Annotated in this window: 15 protein-coding genes and 1 tRNA gene; 12 read left to right on the plus strand and 4 right to left on the minus strand. The window is 64.4% G+C overall.

The features are described from left to right. Both otsB and ABIC03_RS29690 read left to right on the plus strand, forming a co-directional pair. Positions 1-822, plus strand: coding sequence for a trehalose-phosphatase (gene otsB / locus ABIC03_RS29685; RefSeq protein ID WP_354063339.1), 822 nt, complete (start codon positions 1-3; stop codon positions 820-822). A gap of 238 nt (positions 823-1,060) precedes the next feature. Beyond that, a complete protein-coding gene (locus ABIC03_RS29690; RefSeq protein WP_275172682.1) occupies positions 1,061-2,524 on the plus strand; it encodes a trehalose-6-phosphate synthase in 1,464 nt (487 codons plus the stop codon). A 49-nt stretch (positions 2,525-2,573) separates the two neighbouring features. On the opposite strand, the gene ABIC03_RS29695 is transcribed toward ABIC03_RS29690, so the two are convergent. After that, positions 2,574-2,915 (minus strand): hypothetical protein, encoded by a 342-nt coding sequence (locus ABIC03_RS29695; RefSeq protein ID WP_354063342.1) that lies wholly within the window; start codon positions 2,913-2,915, stop codon positions 2,574-2,576. A 196-nt stretch (positions 2,916-3,111) separates the two neighbouring features. Between ABIC03_RS29695 and ABIC03_RS29700 the strand changes: the two genes are divergently transcribed. From ABIC03_RS29700 to recQ, 6 genes are all read left to right on the plus strand, one after another. Beyond that, positions 3,112-3,201 (plus strand) — tRNA-Ser (locus ABIC03_RS29700). A gap of 349 nt (positions 3,202-3,550) precedes the next feature. Further along, entirely contained in the window at positions 3,551-5,113 is a 1,563-nt protein-coding gene (locus ABIC03_RS29705) for an amidase family protein (protein WP_354063344.1), read from the plus strand. Positions 5,114-5,476: 363 nt separating this feature from the next. Next, on the plus strand, positions 5,477-6,778 hold the full coding sequence (locus tag ABIC03_RS29710; protein WP_275172685.1) for an O-acetylhomoserine aminocarboxypropyltransferase/cysteine synthase family protein: 1,302 nt from the start codon (positions 5,477-5,479) through the stop codon (positions 6,776-6,778). 12 nt (positions 6,779-6,790) lie between these two features. Then, positions 6,791-7,792, plus strand: coding sequence for a homoserine O-succinyltransferase MetA (gene metA / locus ABIC03_RS29715; RefSeq protein WP_354063346.1), 1,002 nt, complete (start codon positions 6,791-6,793; stop codon positions 7,790-7,792). 104 nt (positions 7,793-7,896) lie between these two features. Beyond that, positions 7,897-8,640 (plus strand): polysaccharide deacetylase family protein, encoded by a 744-nt coding sequence (locus ABIC03_RS29720; protein WP_354063348.1) that lies wholly within the window; start codon positions 7,897-7,899, stop codon positions 8,638-8,640. 249 nt (positions 8,641-8,889) lie between these two features. Further along, complete coding sequence (recQ, locus tag ABIC03_RS29725) at positions 8,890-10,755, plus strand: DNA helicase RecQ (protein WP_354063350.1); 1,866 nt, start codon at positions 8,890-8,892, stop codon at positions 10,753-10,755. A 226-nt stretch (positions 10,756-10,981) separates the two neighbouring features. Here the strand turns inward: recQ and ABIC03_RS29730 are convergent, their stop codons facing one another. Continuing rightward, positions 10,982-11,995 carry a 1-aminocyclopropane-1-carboxylate deaminase gene (locus ABIC03_RS29730; RefSeq protein WP_354063352.1) on the minus strand — a complete coding sequence of 338 codons (1,014 nt, stop codon included), beginning with the start codon at positions 11,993-11,995 and terminating at the stop codon, positions 10,982-10,984. A 163-nt stretch (positions 11,996-12,158) separates the two neighbouring features. Here ABIC03_RS29730 and ABIC03_RS29735 point away from each other — a divergent pair, with 163 nt between their 5' ends. From ABIC03_RS29735 to ABIC03_RS29745, 3 genes are all read left to right on the plus strand, one after another. Further along, complete coding sequence (locus tag ABIC03_RS29735; RefSeq protein ID WP_007599137.1) at positions 12,159-12,623, plus strand: Lrp/AsnC family transcriptional regulator; 465 nt, start codon at positions 12,159-12,161, stop codon at positions 12,621-12,623. Between the two features lie 45 nt (positions 12,624-12,668). Beyond that, positions 12,669-13,832 carry a PLP-dependent cysteine synthase family protein gene (locus tag ABIC03_RS29740; RefSeq protein ID WP_354063355.1) on the plus strand — a complete coding sequence of 388 codons (1,164 nt, stop codon included), beginning with the start codon at positions 12,669-12,671 and terminating at the stop codon, positions 13,830-13,832. Positions 13,833-13,939: 107 nt separating this feature from the next. Further along, positions 13,940-14,500: a carboxymuconolactone decarboxylase family protein gene (locus ABIC03_RS29745; protein WP_354063357.1), complete on the plus strand. Its 561-nt coding sequence runs from the start codon at positions 13,940-13,942 to the stop codon at positions 14,498-14,500. Positions 14,501-14,513: 13 nt separating this feature from the next. Here ABIC03_RS29745 and ABIC03_RS29750 read toward each other — a convergent pair whose 3' ends face one another. Beyond that, positions 14,514-16,097, minus strand: a complete 1,584-nt coding sequence (locus ABIC03_RS29750; RefSeq protein WP_354063359.1) for a sensor domain-containing diguanylate cyclase — start codon at positions 16,095-16,097, stop codon at positions 14,514-14,516. Positions 16,098-16,408: 311 nt separating this feature from the next. Between ABIC03_RS29750 and ABIC03_RS29755 the strand changes: the two genes are divergently transcribed. Next, positions 16,409-16,654: a hypothetical protein gene (locus ABIC03_RS29755; protein ID WP_354063361.1), complete on the plus strand. Its 246-nt coding sequence runs from the start codon at positions 16,409-16,411 to the stop codon at positions 16,652-16,654. Between the two features lie 48 nt (positions 16,655-16,702). On the opposite strand, the gene ABIC03_RS29760 is transcribed toward ABIC03_RS29755, so the two are convergent. Beyond that, a complete protein-coding gene (locus tag ABIC03_RS29760) occupies positions 16,703-17,638 on the minus strand; it encodes an alpha/beta hydrolase (RefSeq protein ID WP_354063363.1) in 936 nt (311 codons plus the stop codon). Positions 17,639-17,715: the final 77 nt, after the last annotated feature.

A 17,715-nucleotide genomic window follows, 5' to 3' on the forward strand; every position in this document is an offset into this window, starting at 1 on the left:
ATGAAATCGGAACTGGCTGAATTGGATCAAAAGCGCACCATGGTCGACGATGAAGCGCCCGATGCGGTGCCGGTGCCTCACGCGCTCGTGCCGCATCTCAATGAAACAGCGATCCTGCTCGACATCGACGGGACGCTGCTCGACCTGATGCCGACGCCGCGTGAGGTGTGGGTGCCGCCAGGCCTGTCGGAAACACTGAACCGGTTGACGGAGCGCACCTCGGGCGCGCTGGCGATGGTCAGCGGCCGTTCGCTCAATGACATCGATCTGATCTTCGCGCCCGATGTCTTTCGCGCCGTCGCCGGCCACGGCGCGGAAATGCGGCTTTCCATTGACAATGAAGCCGATGCCATCGGTGCGCCGCCGCTGGACAAGGAGCTGAAGCGGCGGCTCGCGGCGGTTGCCAAGCTCAGTCCCGGCATTCTGCTCGAAGACAAGGGCTATTCGCTGGCGCTGCACTACCGCCTTGCGCCGCATGCGGAGAAGGCGATCTATGAAGCCGTTTCGCTGATCCGCGCCGACCTGCCCAATGCGCCGATCGAGGTGCTGCCCGGCAAGTTCGTTTGCGAGATCAAGCATTCCGGTTTCACCAAGGCGACCGGGGTGCGCGAGTTGATGAAGCACGAGCCTTTTAAGGGACGCCGTCCGATCTTCATCGGCGACGACGTCACCGACGAAACCGTGTTCGCGATCATGCCCGACATGGACGGGCTCGCCTTCTCGGTCGGTCGCCGCGCCAGGGGTGTCAACGGGCACTTCGACGCGCCGAACGATGTGCGCGCGTTCCTTGCGCAGCTGCTCGACGACTCACGGTTGGAATAAGGCGCCGACATCGCGAAGCCACATTATCGCGCGCGCAATCCCCTGGCGCGCTCGCTTCGTGCTGCGCGCCGACGGTTCCGAAACCGAGTTTGTGCAGCGAAAACGTCAGGTTCCCTGGAGGTAAACCGGTTCCAACGCGCTCGCCCGATTTTGGTTTCAATTGGTGCAAAGGATGATCAGGAACCATATTGATGAACGGCAGTTAAATGGGGTGGAATGAAACAGGAGGGGACGACCTGTGAACTTAGTCGTCGTTTCGAATCGCGTCGCGCGCGGCAAACCCAACGAGCCCATGACGGGCGGTCTCGCGGCGGCCTTGTTACCTGTCGTAGAACATTCGGGCGCGATCTGGGTAGGTTCCTCGGGCCGTGTGCGTGACGGTCATCAAAAGGAGCCGTTCGCCGAGATCGAAGCACTGGGTTCGGGCGCGATCGCGACGTTGGATCTGCCGGCGGCGCACTATGGCGGCTATTACGAAGGCTTTGCCAATTCGGCTCTGTGGCCGGCGCTGCATTCGCGCAGCGATCTGATCCGCGTCTCGCGCGACGACTACGTCAGCTATCGCGAGGTCAACGCCTTCATGGCGCGCGCCTTGATGCGTTTCCGGAAAGCACAAACCGCGTTCTGGGTGCAGGATTATCATTTCCTCGCGCTCGGCGCGGAGCTGCGCGACCTCGGCGTCGACGATCCGATCGGCTTCTTCCTCCATACGCCATGGCCGGTCGCCGCGGTGATGCAGGGCGTGCCCAATCATCGCGAGCTGATCACGGCGATGCTGGCCTACGATCTGATCGGCTTCCAGACCCATGACGATTGCCAGAATTTTCTCGGCTATGTCGCGAGCGAACTCGGCCTCGCCGTCGAAGACGGTGTTGCGATCTCGCAGCATGGCCGAACGCGCTGCGAGGTGTTTCCGATCGGCATCGACGCCGAGAAGTTCGCGCAATACGCGGCGAAATCGGCGTCGCATCCGGACGTGTCGCGGCTGCGCCGCAGCCTCAACGGTGAGCGGCTCGCGATCGGCGTCGACCGGCTCGATTATTCCAAGGGCCTCGTCAACCGCATCAGCGCGTTCGATCGACTCTGGACCGATCATCCGCAATTTGCGCGCAGCATTTCGCTGTTGCAGATCGCAAATCCCTCGCGCGGTGCCATCGAAGCCTATGGCAATTTGCAGAACGAAGTCGCGCGGCTCGTGTCCGACGTCAACGGCCGCCACGGCGAGGCCGACTGGACACCGATCCGCTATCTCAACAAGGGTTTTAGCCAGGCCGTGCTGGCGGGTCTCTACCGCACCGCGCAGATCGGCGTCGTGACCCCGCTGCACGACGGCATGAACCTTGTCGCCAAGGAATACGTCGCCGCGCAAAACCCGGCCGATCCCGGCGTGCTGGTTCTGTCGAAATTCGCCGGCGCGGCCAACGAACTCGACGCCGCGCTGCTGGTCAATCCGCACGACATCGACGGCATGGCGCGCGCGATCGCGGTCGCTGCCGCGATGCCGCTCACCGAGCGCAAGATGCGCTGGGATGCGATGATGAAGAAGCTGCGCGGCCACACCATCCAGCAATGGTCTGCGGATTTCGTCGCTGAGCTGGAGAAGTGCCGGACCGAGAAGGCCGCGGTCGCGCCGCTCGCCAACCAGCCGCCGCAAGCGCTGCGCTGGCTCAAGTCGGCGATATCAGGTGTGCGGTTGATCTAGTCTTCTTCTCCCCGTTTTTTCGGGGAGGGCAGGGGCGAACACGAGAACCTCAATAGCAATACGACACGCCCTCCAGAATCGCGCACTGCCGCTTGTTCGGCGCGTTCGGATCGTCGAGCGGCACCATGCCCTTGCCTTGGCCGCCGAACACGCCTGGCCCGACATGCACCGACCTCTTGTTGCCGATGATGACGCTTTGATGCGGCGTCGAGCTCGAACGCGTGCCGTCCGGCCAGAGGATGGAGTCTCCCGAAAGCATCCCGCGCCGTCCGTCGTCGCAGCTGACGTCGAGCCCTTGCCGGGTGCAGACCTGTGCGGCGGCCGGTCCGGCGAAGGCGGCGGCAAGGGCCGAAATCAGGCTCAGCGCAGCGATGGTGTTGCGGATGGTCATGGTGCCCCCGGACGTGTTTGACGGTCTTGAGTGAATCGTCGCGCCAAACCCGCCACCGGTTCAGTTGGCGGGCGGTTCCGAGCGGTGGCGCCGCGCCTGATATTATCTATAAAATACAACATCTTACGGAAAAATCACCCGATTTCCCCGCGATCCCTTGCAAAATCATCGGCGCCCCTTCAAGAGAGTGCGCTCCGGAGAGATGGCCGAGTGGCTTAAGGCGCACGCTTGGAAAGCGTGTGTGCGGGAAACCGTACCGTGGGTTCGAATCCCACTCTCTCCGCCATCAGCCCAATCCGGCCAATCTATACCTTGCGTCCCTCTCGCCCGTCCGCAACACCCTTCCATCGGCGATCGCTGCTGACATGGCGATGCTATGCAGCTGCAGGCAAATGCTCCAATTGTCGCTGTCCAAATGGCGGCGTCAAAACCCGGGCGCGATGCGGCAATCTGGCGGCAGTTTATTCCATCATTCAACCAGTACATGCGTCGTTGGAAAAGAACCAAAGGTGCATGAGCGCTGCCGCGTGCTTCGGCCGCCACAATGCGTCGCGACGGCTCGCCATGCAGAAACGCGCCTGTACACGGTCGCGTGACCTCCATAACTTCCGCGGCGCAATGTGAGGAGATGCGACGTGGCGAATAAGACGGCGACCAGGCAGAAAACTGCTGCGAAGAAAGCAGCGAAGACCTCCACCAAGACAAGCGCCGTTCGCAAGGGCAAGGTTGCGAAGGCTGCAACGAAGCCGGTCAAGCAGGCAGCCCCGCGCAAATCGTCCGCACCGCGCCGCCCCTGGCAATGGTCGGCGGTCGAGACCGCAGCCGCAATCCGCTCCGGCGCCATCTCCGCGGTCGAGACCGTCGAGGCGCATCTCGATCGGATGCGTGCCGTCAACCCGAGGCTGAACGCCGTCGTCGTCGATCTCTCGGAGGAGGCGCTGGCTGCGGCGCATGCGGCCGACAAGCGGCGCGCGAAGGGCGGCGAGCTCGGCCTTCTGCATGGCGTACCGATCACGATCAAGGAGAATGTCGATTACGAAGGCCGTCCGAATTTCAACGGCGTGCCGGCGAACAAGGACCTCATCGCGCCGTCGGATTCGCCGGTGGTGCGCAACCTGAAGAGAGCTGGCGCGATTGTCATCGGCCTCACCAACACGCCGGAATTCTCCTTCCGCGGGTTCACCGACAATCCATTGCACGGGCTGACGCTCAATCCCTGGGATCCGGATATCACCTGCGGTGGCTCCTCGGGCGGTGCGGGTTCGGCGGTCGCCGCCGGCATCGGCACCATCGCGCACGGCAACGACATCGGCGGCTCGCTGCGCTGGCCGGCGCATTGCAACGGGGTTGCGACCATCAAGCCGACGCAGGGGCGTATCCCGGCGTTCAACGCAAGCGCAACCGCCGAACGGCCGATGCTGGCGCATCTGATGTCGGCGCAGGGGCCGCTCGCCCGCCACGTCGCCGACGTCAGGCTCGGGCTGGAGGTGATGAGCCAGCGCGATCCACGCGATCCCTGGTGGGTGCCGGCGCCGCTGGTCGGACCGAAGCCGAAGGGGCCGATCAAGGTCGCGCTCGCCAGGATTCCTGAAGACATGGACGTCGATCCGCACGTCGCGGCGGCGTTGCGCCAGGCCGCCGATCATCTGGAGCGTTCCGGCTATCGGGTCAGCGAGGTCGAGGTGCCCGACATCGACGGCGTCTGGCAGACCTGGTGCGACATCATCACCAACGAGACGATGGTGATGCAGGAAGCGGGCATGTTGAAGGTGACGTCCGAAGACTTTCACAAGGCGTGGGGCGGCATGAAAGCCAAGGCCAACGTGCTCGACCTCAAAGCCTGGATGCAGGCGACCGCCGCGCGCAACGGCCATATCCGCGCCTGGCAGCTGTTCTTCGAGGAGTATCCGGTGGTGCTGGCACCGACCACGGTGAAGCCGATTCCGGGCCCGCGCGAGGATACTGTCAGCCCCGAGCGCGTGCGCGAGATTTTCTGGGGCGAAATCCGCTTCATCTCCGCGATCAACGTGCTGGGCTTGCCCGGCGCCGTGGTGCCGGTGGCGCTGCACGACGGCAAGCCGATCGGCGTGCAGCTCATTGCCGGGCGCTATCGCGAGGACCTCGCGCTCGATGCGGCGACCGCGATCGAGAAACGCGCCGGCGTGCTCGCCCATCGGCTGTGGGAACAGATGGACTGACAGGGCAGCGAAGTTGTTTCCCTCTCCCCTTGTGGGAGAGGGTGGCTCGCCGCGCAGCGGCGAGACGGGTGAGGGGTCTCTCTCCGCTAACGCAAGCTTGGCCGTATGGATAGAGACCCCTCATCCGGCGCTTCGCGCCACCTTCTCCCACAAGGGGAGAAGGGAGTGCAGCGTGGTCGCTGCCTTCATTAACAATTTGACTTGAATTTTAGCCAATTCCCCAACAAGTGTTAGGGTTACTTCCTCGATCTCTAGACGAATTATTGTCCGCTTTACCACCCGCCTCTAACAGAGGGACGGCGGACAACGCACATGCCTCATACAGGCCAATAAGTGCGGCCCGCTCCACGCGGAGGTGGCACGATGCGCAACGAGACGATCGCTATTCACGCCGGCTACGAGCCCGAAGCCACCACGCACGCGGTTGCCGTGCCGATCTACCAGACCGCGGCCTACGCCTTCGATAGCGCCGATCACGGCGCGGCGCTCTTCAATCTCGAGACCGAAGGCTATCGCTATAGCCGCATCGCCAATCCGACCAGCGCGGTGCTGGAGAAACGTATCGCCGAGCTCGAGGGCGGCGTCGGCGCGCTTGCGGTCGCGACCGGGCAGGCCGCGCTGCATTTCGCCTTCGTCAATGTCGCCGATCACGGCGGCAACATCGTTTCCGTGCCGCAGCTCTACGGCACCACGCACACGCTGCTCTCGCACATCCTGCCGCGGCAGGGCATCACCGGCCGCTTCGCCGAGAGCGACAAGCCCGAGGCGATCGAAAAGCTGATCGACGAGAACACCCGCGCCGTGTTCGCCGAAACCATCGGCAATCCCGCCGGCAATGTCTGCGACATCGAAGCACTGGCGAAGATCGCGCATGCGCATGGCGTGCCGCTGATCGTCGACAATACCGTTGCAACCCCCATCCTGCTCAAGCCGTTCGATTACGGCGCCGACATCGCCGTGCATTCGCTGACCAAGTTTTTGGGCGGCCACGGCACCACGCTCGGCGGCGCCATCGTCGATTCCGGAAATTTCCCCTGGGCCAAGCACGCCGATCGCTTCCCGGGCTACAACAAGCCGGACGCCTCCTACCATGGCCTGGTCTATGCCGAGCGCTTCGGCAAGACGGCCTATATCGAACGCGCGCGCAGCATCTATCAGCGCACCATGGGTTCGGTGCTGTCGCCGTTCAACGCCTTCCTGCTGCTCCAGGGCATCGAGACCGTCGCGCTGCGCATGGAGCGCCACTGCGAGAATGCCCGCAAGGTCGCCGAATTCCTGCGCAAGGATCCGCGCGTCGCCTGGGTCAACTACACCGGTTTCCCGCATAGCCCCTATTATCCGCTGGTGCAGAAATATCTCGACGGCAACGCGTCGTCGCTGTTCACCTTCGGCATCAAGGGCGGCATGGAAGCCGGCAAGTCCTTCTATGATGCGCTGAAGCTGATCACGCGTCTCGTCAATATCGGCGATGCCAAGTCGCTGGCCTGCCATCCGGCCTCGACGACGCACCGGCAGATGTCGGCGGAGCAGCAGCGGGTCGCCGGTGTTTTGCCGGAAACGATCCGCTTGTCGATCGGTATCGAGCATTGCCAGGACATCATCGAGGACCTCGACCAGGCGCTGGAAAAGGCCTGCCCGTCCGCGCGCCTCCAGGCCGCGGAGTAGGCGGCCGCGCCGATGACGATCCTGATCGACAGGGATCAAGCCATATCGAGCCCGACGCTGGTGCCGCGAGCGGGTGATCTGGCGCGCGAGCCCGGCGGCACCGAGCTCACCATTGGCCTGATCAACAACATGCCGGATCCCGCGCTGAAGGCGACCGAGCGGCAGTTCATGAAGCTGCTGCAAGCCGCAGCAGGTCCGCGCCGCGTCCGCTTTCAATGCTTCTCGCTGCCCTCGGTCAAGCGCTCGCCGGAAGCGAGATGGCATGTCGAGAGCGAATATTCGGAACTCACCGAACTCAGGCGCCACAAGTTCGACGGTCTGATCGTGACCGGCGCCGAGCCGATCGCGCCCGAGCTCGACCAGGAACCGTACTGGCGCGACCTCACCGAGCTGATCGACTGGGCCAAGGTCAACACGCGCTCCACGATCTGGTCGTGCCTCGCTGCCCATGCCGCGGTGCTGCATCTCGACCGCATCGAAAGGCGGCCGCTGTCGGCCAAATGTCACGGCATTTTCGACTGCGAGGCCGTGACCAGCGATCCGCTGACGCGGGCCGCGCCTGCGCCGCTCAAGGTCCCGCATTCGCGTCTCAACGAGATCGCCGAGAGCGACCTCGCGCAGGCCGGCTACCAGGTGCTGACGCGCTCGGCAAAGGCCGGCGTCGACATCTTCGTCCGGCAATATGCCAGCCGCTTCGTGTTCTTCCAGGGCCATCCGGAATATGACGCGCTGTCGCTTCAGCGTGAATATCTGCGCGACGTCGGCCGTTACCTCGCGCGTGAGCGCGACAATTATCCGCATTTGCCCGTGAGCTATTTTGACGCTGCGAGCGAAGAGAAGCTGGTGCGCTTCGAGAAGCAGGCAAGGCACCAGCGCCACCCCGCGCTCAGCAACGAACTGCCGGCGCTGAATTTGCGTGCCGATATCGCCGCGGGCAGCGCCGCGGCGGCATTGTTCCGGAACTGGCTGCAATATCTCGGTGCGGAGACCGACGCGTCGGTGCTTGCACGATAGGTCAGGACGGCGGGGTCGATGTTAGGACTAACGAAGTGTGAAGCTTGCCTCGAGCAGCGCACGAATGCTTCAGTGAGGGGCGGGGCAGACAGGAAATGCGAGTCGTGTGGTCGGCACTCCAGGGACGCGTGAGCAATCGGCTGGCCCGGCATTTCCGCGCCGCGCCGCACCGGCTGCCCGCGCATGCGCCCATGGTGAGCTTTACCTTCGACGATGCCCCCGATAGCGCCGCAGGCGAGGGGGCCGGGCTTCTGGAGCAGCATGGCGGCCGCGGCACGTTCTATCTCGCCGGCAGCCTGGTCGATCGTCCCTCGGACCACTGGCACGGGCTGTCAAACGACGCCGTGGTGCGGCTTCACCGGGCCGGACACGAGATTGCCTGCCATACTTTCTCGCACCTGAGTGCGGTCAATCTCGACGAGGCCGCCATGGCCCGCGAGATCGAGCGAAACCGCAGCCATTTTCGCGCCATCGATTCCTCGATCACGCTGGAAAATTTCGCTTACCCCTATGGCATCGCGTCGGTGTGGCGCAAGCCGCAGCTCGCCAAGACCTTCCGCTCGGCGCGCGGCATCCTTCCCGGCGTCAATCGCGACGTCATCGATCTCCAGTTCCTGAGGGCCTCGCCCCTGGTCGATTGCGAGATCGATATTGCCGGTGTCGATCGCTATTTCGACGAGGCGGTCGAGAGCGGCGGATGGCTGATCTTCTACGGTCATGACGTCGCCAACGCGGCGAGCCCGTATGGCTGCACGCCGCACCTGATGCGCCATGCGCTGCAGGCCGCCGGGAAGCGCGACATGCCAATCGTGACGGTCGCGGAAGCGTTGCGAAGGATAGGGGCGTAGCGACTTCTTCCCTTCTCCCCTTGTGGGAGAAGGTGGCGCGAAGCGCCGGATGAGGGGTTGTTTCCGCGAATTCAACTGCAGCAGGCTCACGCGCGGAGAGGTACCCCTCACCCGTCTCGCCGCTACGCGACGAGCCACCCTCTCCCACAGGGGGAGAGGGGAAGACTCGCGTCTCGCTCCGCAAACAGTCTTGCCACGCCTGCGCGGTCATGCGACTGGCCTTGGGACGAATCCCAGGTCCGCCACTCCATGTCCCCTCCTTCCACCGCTCCGCTTCCTGCGCTCCAAAACGGCCGCGATGCGCTGTCGGTGCTGCGTTCGGTGTTCGGCCTGCCCGGGTTCCGCGGCGCGCAGGGCGAGATCATCCGGCACGTCACCGACGGCGGCAATTGCCTGGTGCTGATGCCGACCGGCGGAGGCAAGTCGCTGTGCTATCAACTGCCGGCGCTGCTGCGCGAAGGCTGCGGTGTCGTAGTGTCGCCCTTGATTGCACTGATGCGCGACCAGGTCGCCGCCATGCTCGAAGCAGGCGTCAACGCCGCCGCGCTGAACTCGTCGCTGACCCCGCAGGAAGCCTCCGATATCGAGCGGCGCCTGATCGCGGGTGATCTAGACCTGCTCTATGTCGCGCCGGAGAGACTGGTGACGCCGCGCTGCCTGGCGCTGCTGGCGCGGGCGAAGGTGGCGCTGTTCGCGATCGACGAGGCGCATTGCGTCTCGCAATGGGGGCATGATTTCCGCCCCGAATATGTCGGCCTGTCGATCATCGCCGAGCGCTTTCCCGACGTGCCGCGCATCGCGCTGACTGCGACGGCCGACGAGTTGACCCGCAAGGAAATCGTCGAGCGGCTTCAGCTTGCAGACAGTCCGCACTTCGTCTCCAGCTTCGATCGTCCCAACATCCGTTATGAGATCGTCGACAAGCGCAATGCGGTGTCGCAGCTCAAGGATTTCATTCGGGATCGTCACGCGGGCGATGCGGGCGTCGTCTATTGCCTGTCCCGCAAACGCGTGGAGGAGGTCGCTGCCGCGCTCGACGACGCCGGCATTGCGGCGTTGCCCTATCACGCCGGGCTCGACAGCAGCGTGCGCTCGCGCAACCAGGACCGCTTCCTCAACGAGGACGGCATTGTCATCGTCGCGACCATTGCCTTCGGCATGGGCATCGACAAGCCCGACGTGCGCTTCGTCGCGCATCTCGATCTGCCCAAGAGCATCGAGGCCTATTACCAGGAGACAGGACGCGCCGGCCGTGACGGCAAGCCGTCGGCGGCCTGGATGGCCTACGGTCTCTCGGACATCGTGCAGCAGCGCCGCATGATCGACGAGTCGAGCGGCTCCGAGGAATTCAAGCGGGTCTCGATCGGCAAGCTCGATGCGCTCGTTGGCCTTGCCGAAACGCCGCACTGCCGGCGTCGGCGGCTGCTCGCCTATTTCGGCGAGATCGTGATGGGCGAGGGCTGCGGCAATTGCGACAATTGCCTGACGCCGCCGAAAATGCGCGACGGCAAGGTGCTGGCGCAAAAACTGCTATCCTGTGCCTATCGCACCGGGCAGCGTTTCGGCGCGATGCATCTCATCGACGTGCTGATCGGACGCCTGACCGAGAAGGTGACGCAGTTCGGCCACGACAAGCTGACGGTGTTCGGCATTGGACGCGAGCTCAACGAGAAGCAGTGGCGCACGGTGCTGCGGCAGCTCGTGGCGATGGGACATTTGTTGAGTGACAGCGAAGCTTTCGGCGCGCTGAAGCTGACGGATTCGTCGCGCGGCGTGCTGCGAGGCGAAACGGAAGTGTGGCTGCGCGAGGAAGCGCCCGGCGCCCGGATCCGTTCGAGCCGCGCCAAGTCCCGCCGCGGTGATCTGGCGCCGGCGCCCGGCGCGCCGCAGGGCGATGTCGATCCTGAATTGCGCACGCGGCTACGAGCGTGGCGCTCGGACATTGCCCGCGAACGTGGCGTGCCGGCCTACGTCGTGCTGCATGACGCCACCATCGACGGCATCGTTCGCGCATGGCCGACCACGCTGGACGAGCTGCGCAACGTGCCCGGCATCGGCGACAAGAAGCTCGAGCATTACGGCGACGAGCTGCTGCAGATCGTCAGGACGCGGTAGGGCGCGGTGGCGGTTGTTAGCGCCCCAACTCTCTCCACATCGTCATCCCGGACAAGCGCAGCGAAGCGGAGCGCAGATCCGGGATCCATACCGCGTGATCTGTCTTGGGGCACGCGCGACGGCGCTCCTCGCCAAACTGCTCCCTGGGGTTATGGGTCCCGGCCCCGTGCGCAATTGCGCACTAGGCCGGGACGACAGCGGTAAATGAGGCGCGAGGCGGGCAACCTCACCCGTTCCGGAACGCATACCCATAGCCGTTCAGCGCCGGCGCGCCGCCGAGATGGGCGTAGAGGATCTTTGCGCCCTTCTCGAAATAGCCCTTCTGCGTGAGGTCGATCAGGCCCTGCATCGACTTGCCCTCGTAGACGGGATCGGTGATCATGGCTTCGAGACGCGCGGTGAGGCGGATCGCCTCCTTGGTCTCTTCCGACGGCACGCCATAGGCGGGATAGGCGTAATCCTCGATCAGCACGACGTCGTCGGCGACGAGATCCTTGCCGAGCTCGACGAGCTTGGCCGTGTTCTGTGCGATCGAGAGCACCTGCGCCTTGGTCTGCGCCGGGGTGAAGGACGCGTCGATGCCGATCACCTTTCGCGCGCGGCCATCGGCGGCGAAGCCGACCAGCATGCCGGCATGGGTCGAGCCGGTGACGGTGCAGACCACGATGTAGTCGAACTTGAAGCCGAGCTCGGCTTCCTGCTTGCGCACTTCCTCGGCGAAGCCGACATAGCCGAGCCCGCCAAATTTGTGCACGGAGGCGCCGGCGGGAATCGCATAAGGCTTGCCGCCCGCCGCCTTCACCTCCTCGATCGCCTCCTCCCAGCTCTTGCGGATGCCGATGTCGAAGCCGTCGTCGACCAGGCGCACGTCGGCGCCCATAATGCGCGACAGCATGATGTTGCCGACGCGGTCATAGACGGCGTCCTCGTGCGGCACCCAGGCCTCCTGCACCAGGCGGCACTTCATGCCGATCTTGGCCGCGACCGCCGCGATCATGCGGGTGTGGTTGGACTGCACGCCGCCGATCGAGACCAGCGTGTCGGCGTTCGAGGCGATCGCGTCGGGGATGATGTATTCGAGCTTGCGCAGCTTGTTGCCGCCATAGGCGAGGCCGGAATTGCAGTCCTCGCGCTTGGCATAGACCTCGACATTGCCGCCGAGATGCTTTGACAGCCGCTCCAGCTTCTCGATGGGTGTCGGACCAAAGGTAAGCGGATAGCGCGCGAATTTTTCGAGCATCGTCAGGTCATCCTGATTGGCGTTAATGTCTGCGAAAACGCTAGCATCAGGCTGCCAAAAGGTGCTTTCAAATATTGCGCCTCTATTGCGGCCGATCTTGCGATATTGAGGCCAATGCGTGCTATTCCTTTCGCAGTAGATGTCATTTACGGAAGCTTCTTCCATGTCCGCCCGTCTCGATCGTATCGACCTTAAGATGTTGCGATTGCTGCAAAATAACGGCCGGCTCAGCAATGCGGAGCTGGCCGAAACCGTCGCCATCAGTCCGGCCACCTGCCATCGCCGCACCCAGCGCTTGTTCGAGCACGGCTTCATCGCCGCCGTCCGCGCCATGGTCGCGCCGAAGAAGGTGGCAAAGGGCACGCTGGTGATGGTCGGCGTCGTGCTCGACCGTTCGACGCCGGAGAGCTTTGCGATCTTCGAGCAGGCGATCACCAGGCTGAAATTCGTGCTCGACTGTCACCTCGTCGCCGGCGACTTCGACTATTTCCTCAAGATCCGCGTCGGCGACATGGAGGATTTCAACCGTATCCACGGCGAGCAACTGATCGCGCTGCCCGGCGTGCGCCAGACCCGCACCTTCTTCGTGATGAAGGAAGTCGTCGACAACGCGCCGCTGGAGTTTTGAGCGGGAGCTATTGATGCGCGATCCGCATCATGAGAGATTCAGCTGATGCAGTCATTCCCCTTCCGCCACCTCAATCCGGCCGGGCCGGCCTATCGGCGCGGATGGGTCGACGAAGCCGTCGCCGCGATCGAGGCCGACCAGTGCCGCACGGCCGACACGCATCTGATCCGGCTGATCGTGCCGGCGCTATCGGGCATCGACATCTACCTGAAGGATGAGTCGACGCATCCGACCGGCAGCCTGAAGCACCGGCTCGCGCGCTCGCTCTTCCTTTACGCGCTCTGCAACGGCCACATCCGCGAAGGTACGCCTGTCGTCGAGGCCTCGTCGGGATCGACCGCGGTATCGGAAGCCTATTTCGCGCAGATGATCGGCGTGCCCTTCTATGCCGTGATGCCGCGCACGACCTCGGCGGAGAAGATCGCCGCGATCGAGCATTACGGCGGTAACTGCCATCTGATCGACGACGGCCGTGCGCTGTATGCCGAGGCCGGCGCGCTGGCCGAGCGGCTGGGCGGCCACTACATGGACCAGTTCACCTTCGCCGAGCGCGCCACCGACTGGCGCGGCAACAACAACATCGCCGAGTCCATCTTCACCCAATTGCAGGGAGAGCCGCGCCCGCTGCCGGACTGGATCGTGATGGGCGCGGGCACCGGCGGCACCTCGGCCACCATCGGACGCTATTTGCGCTATCGCCAATACCCGACACGGCTATGCGTCGCCGATGTCGAGCATTCCGCTTTCTTCGACTGCTTCAGCTCGCAGGACCGCTCCCATGTTTGCGACCGCCCCTCGCTGATTGAAGGTGTCGGCCGGCCGCGCTGCGAGCCCTCCTTCGTGCCGGGCGTGGTCGACCGCATGATGAAGATCCCCGATGCGGCGACGATCGCGGCGATGAACGTGCTGTCGCGCCGGCTGCGCCGCCCGGTGGGAGGCTCTACGGGCACCAATTTCCTGGCGCTGTGCCGGCTCGCCTCGGAGATGCGAAAGACGAATCAGACGGGGTCGCTGGTGACGCTGATCTGCGATTCCGGCGAGCGCTACCGGCAGACCTATTATGAGCCCGCCTGGCTGAAAGCGCGCGGTCTCGATCCAGAGCCGTTCGAGGCGGCCCTGTCGTCATTCCTCGATACAGCGGAGCCACTGGCGCTTGAGGTCGAAGACGTAACGAATCCGCAGAACTTGCGAAATCCTGAGGCCTTATAGCTGGCGCCTCCCTGCCATTTACAAAATTGCACGGCCGTCACGGCAACTTCACTTGCCTTGCGCCGTCGCGCGGGCGAGCCTCGCGCCTCTCAACGAGGAGACCTGCCGTGCGCCTTCCCATTCTCGATCCGAAAGACCTGAGTGCCGAACAGAAGCCGCTCTATGATGACATGCGAGCCGGCATCAAGGACCACTTCAAGGGCTTTGTGAACATGCGCGATGATGGCGCGCTGCTCGGTCCCTGGAATCCCTGGATCCGTGAGCCGCGCTTCGGCAAGCCCGTGTGGGAGCTGGTCAAGGCGATCGCGGCGAACCCGCTGCTGCCGGCGCCGGTGCGTGAGGTCGCGATACTCGTCACCGGCTCGCATTTCCGCTCCGGCTACGAACTCTATGCGCATGTGCTGGTCGCCGAGCAGCGCGGCCTCTCCGACGAGAAGCTCGCGACCATCGTCGCCGGACAGCGCCCGGTGGATCTCACAAAGCAGGAGGCCGTCGCCTACGACGTGGCGTCCGCATTGGTCAGCGGCGGCGTGCTGCCGGAACTGACTTATCGGGCCGCGGTCAAGGAATTCGGCGAGCACGGCGCGGCCGAACTGTCCTATCTCGTTGGCGTTTACTGCATGGTGTCGGTCACGCTGAACACGTTCGACGTGCCGGTGCCGGAATAGATCCGCGGTGCGATCACTCCGCCGCCTTGTTCATGGGCGGCGGGGGCGACCAGGCCATGCAGCGGTTGCGACCTTCGGCCTTCGCCTGGTAGAGCGCGTGATCGGCCGCACTCATCAAGGCGTCGATGCCGGACATGCTGACACTGGCTTCCGCAATGCCGATGCTCACGGTGACGCCGAACTGAACCTGATTGGCAACGATCTGCGAGCTCATTACGCGCTTGCGGATTCTCTCGGCGACGATCCTTGCACGCGACAGGCTGGTCTCCGGCAGCAGAATCGCGAACTCCTCGCCACCGAAGCGGCCGACGACGTCCGATTTGCGCTTGCCATCGAGGCATGCGGCCGACACGGCCTTGATCGCCTCGTCTCCGACCGCGTGACCATAGCGATCGTTGACCGACTTGAAATGGTCGATGTCGAGCATCAGGACCGAAACAGAGCGATAGTAGCGCTGGAAGCGGCTCCATTCGGCCTCGAGCGAGCCGAGCAAATGGCGGCGGTTATAGAGGCCCGTGAGCGGGTCGGTGGTGGCCAGACGCTCCAGCATGTTGGCCTTGTTGGTGAGATCGGTAATGTCGACATAGGTCAGCATGCGGCCGCCGTTCGACATCGTGGTGCAGTGGGCCCTGATCCGCCGAGCATCCGGTGTCTGGAGGTCGCGCACATGATCGCCCGCCTTGACCTCGGCGACGCGCTTGACGGGAAATTTCGCCAGTTCGTTAGCCGGCAGATCCGGCGCGCTCGCACGGTGCACCCGGCTCACCAACGATGCATAGGTCGGGCGGGCGGCGGCATCCTGTTCGCTTACCTCCCAGAATCGTCGCATGCGCCGGTTCATGAAGCTGGCATTGAGATCGCGGTCGAGCAGCAGCACGCCGTCCTCGACATTCTCGAGGGCGTCGCGCAGCAATTTCAGCTCGTCGGAATAGCGCACGATGTCGGTGACCGGCGTATAGGTCAGCATCCGCCCGCCGTCGGGCAGAGGCGTGCATTGCATCCGAACGACGTCGCCGCCGGTACGGCGCAGGTCGCGCGGAGACGCATCGCCTGCCTGTATTTGACGGACGCGCTCGGCGACATAAGCCTCCAGCTCGGCCGGCGGAATCTCGTAGGCGAGCGTATCGCGGCCATGATGCATCAGCGTCGCAAATGACGGGTTGCTGTTGGCGACTTCCTCCGGCAGGAGCCACATCTGCCGGAACGCCCGATTGATCAACTGCGCGCGGAGATTGGCGTCCAGCAGCACGATGCCCAGCGGAACGAAATCGAGAGCCGCGCGAAGCGCTAGCATCTGTCCGCGTATCAGCGAATCGGTTCGCCGCTCCTGCTCGTCGACGGCCTTCGGCTCGATATGATTTTCCGCTCCGAGCGCAACCCCGACCTGACGGTCCGACCGCCAGAGCACACGGCAGGAGAGGACCTCCTGGCCTGCGAGCCGGAGCTGGAACCGATCGGGCACGCCGAGGCTGCTCTGCATCTCCAGCATCGCGCCGTCTTCGGACATCCGGCGCACGACGCAATCGATCGTCGACTGGCCGAAGTTGAAGAAGATCTGGCCGGCGAGGAACGTTCGTTCCGATACCAAGCGGGGCATTCCCAACCTCCCAGGCGAAAGCGGCCCAGTTTGCCCGAAGCTTACTTGCAGAAGGGTAAGCTGGTGCGCGATTTTGCGAGAGGGCTAATAATTGGTTCACGCATTCGGCCGTCGTCTGATGAGGGGAGCGGCCGCTGTCGTGACAATCCGACGCGTCTGATGGCGGAACTGCCTGCTGGATTGTGATCGCCCGTGTGGTCACGCGGTGTCCGCAATCGGTGGACGGTGCGAATGCACGCAGGTACCTTGCCGTGACCGCACCGACACAGTCCCCCGCCAGAGTGCAGGCCGGACAATGGAGAACGACAGCCATGGACACGTCACGCCGCATCCTGCTCGCCGGACTGGCGGGACTCGCCGTTGCGCCGACCGCCGCAGGAGCCGCGCCGTCGGCCGCGTCCGACGATGTGACGGTCGCTGAAGAGCGCTTTGCGCGCATGATTGCGGCTGCGCATGCGCCCGACGTCACCTGCGCGCGACAGGCCGAGCGCTACGCGGACGCGCATTGGCCAAACTACGTCGCGGCAGCGCGTTCCGTCATCGAGGCGAGAGCGTGAGGCGTTCTCTTCCCTCTCCTGTCTTTGGAGATGGCAAAACGAGGTGCTTCACGTCCCCACCGCCCGCCTGACCTGCTCACCGATCTGCGACAGCACGAGCTGCGCCTGCGGCAGAATTGCGCCCATGGCGTGGAAATTGTGGACCATGCCCTCGTGGCAGACGTGCTCGACGGCAACGCCCGCGGCGAGCAGCTTGCGGGCATAGGCATTGCCCTCGTCGCGCATCGGGTCGAACTCGGCGGTGTGGATGATGGCGGTCGGCAGGCCCGCAAGCCGTGTCGCGCGCAAGGGCGAGATGCGGGGATCGGCGGCATCCAGGGCTTCGGGCAGATAGTCGGCGAGATCGGCTTCGATCGTGATACGATCGATCAGGTGGCCCTCGGCGAACGCCTCGCGCGAAGGTGAGGCCTCCTCGAAATCCAGCACCGGACAGATCAGGCATTGCGCGACGATGGAAAGGCCTGCGCTCTGCGCCGCCTCCTGGCACACGATCGCAGCGAGCGTTGCACCCGCGGAATCGCCGCCGAGCACCAGACGCCCGGCGTCGATGCCGAGCGATGCGGCCTCGCGCGCCACCCATTCGGTGGCTGCGATCGCATCGTCCACGGCGGCGGGGAATTTGTGCTCGGGCGCCAGCCGGTAATCGACCGAGACGAGACGGCAGCCGGTCGCATGTGCCAGCGCCGCCGCGATGCGGTCATGCGTGGCAATGCTGCCCGCAACGAGCCCGCCGCCGTGAAAGAACACGAAGCCGGGCGCGCGATCAGCCGCGCTTGCCGGTGAATAGAGGCGATAGGGCAGCGCGCCGCCGGGGCCAGGCAGCATGCCGTCGGACGTCGTCACGTCAGGCGCATCGGCGCGCGCAAACTGCATCAGCTTTGCCAATGATTGCCGCCGTGCCTCCACGCTGGGCCGGCTCCGTGCCTGCGGCGCAGCCGCAGCCATCATGGTCAACAAACGCTTTGCGAGCGGATCGAGCGGCATGGTGCTTCCTTTCCCCTTCCGGGAGGGTAACTCACCATTTTCCCGCAGGGAATCATTTAGAAATTGCGCCCAATAGT

This window comes from Bradyrhizobium sp. RT6a (genome assembly GCF_040547675.1).
Classification (GTDB): Bacteria; Pseudomonadota; Alphaproteobacteria; order Rhizobiales; family Xanthobacteraceae; genus Bradyrhizobium.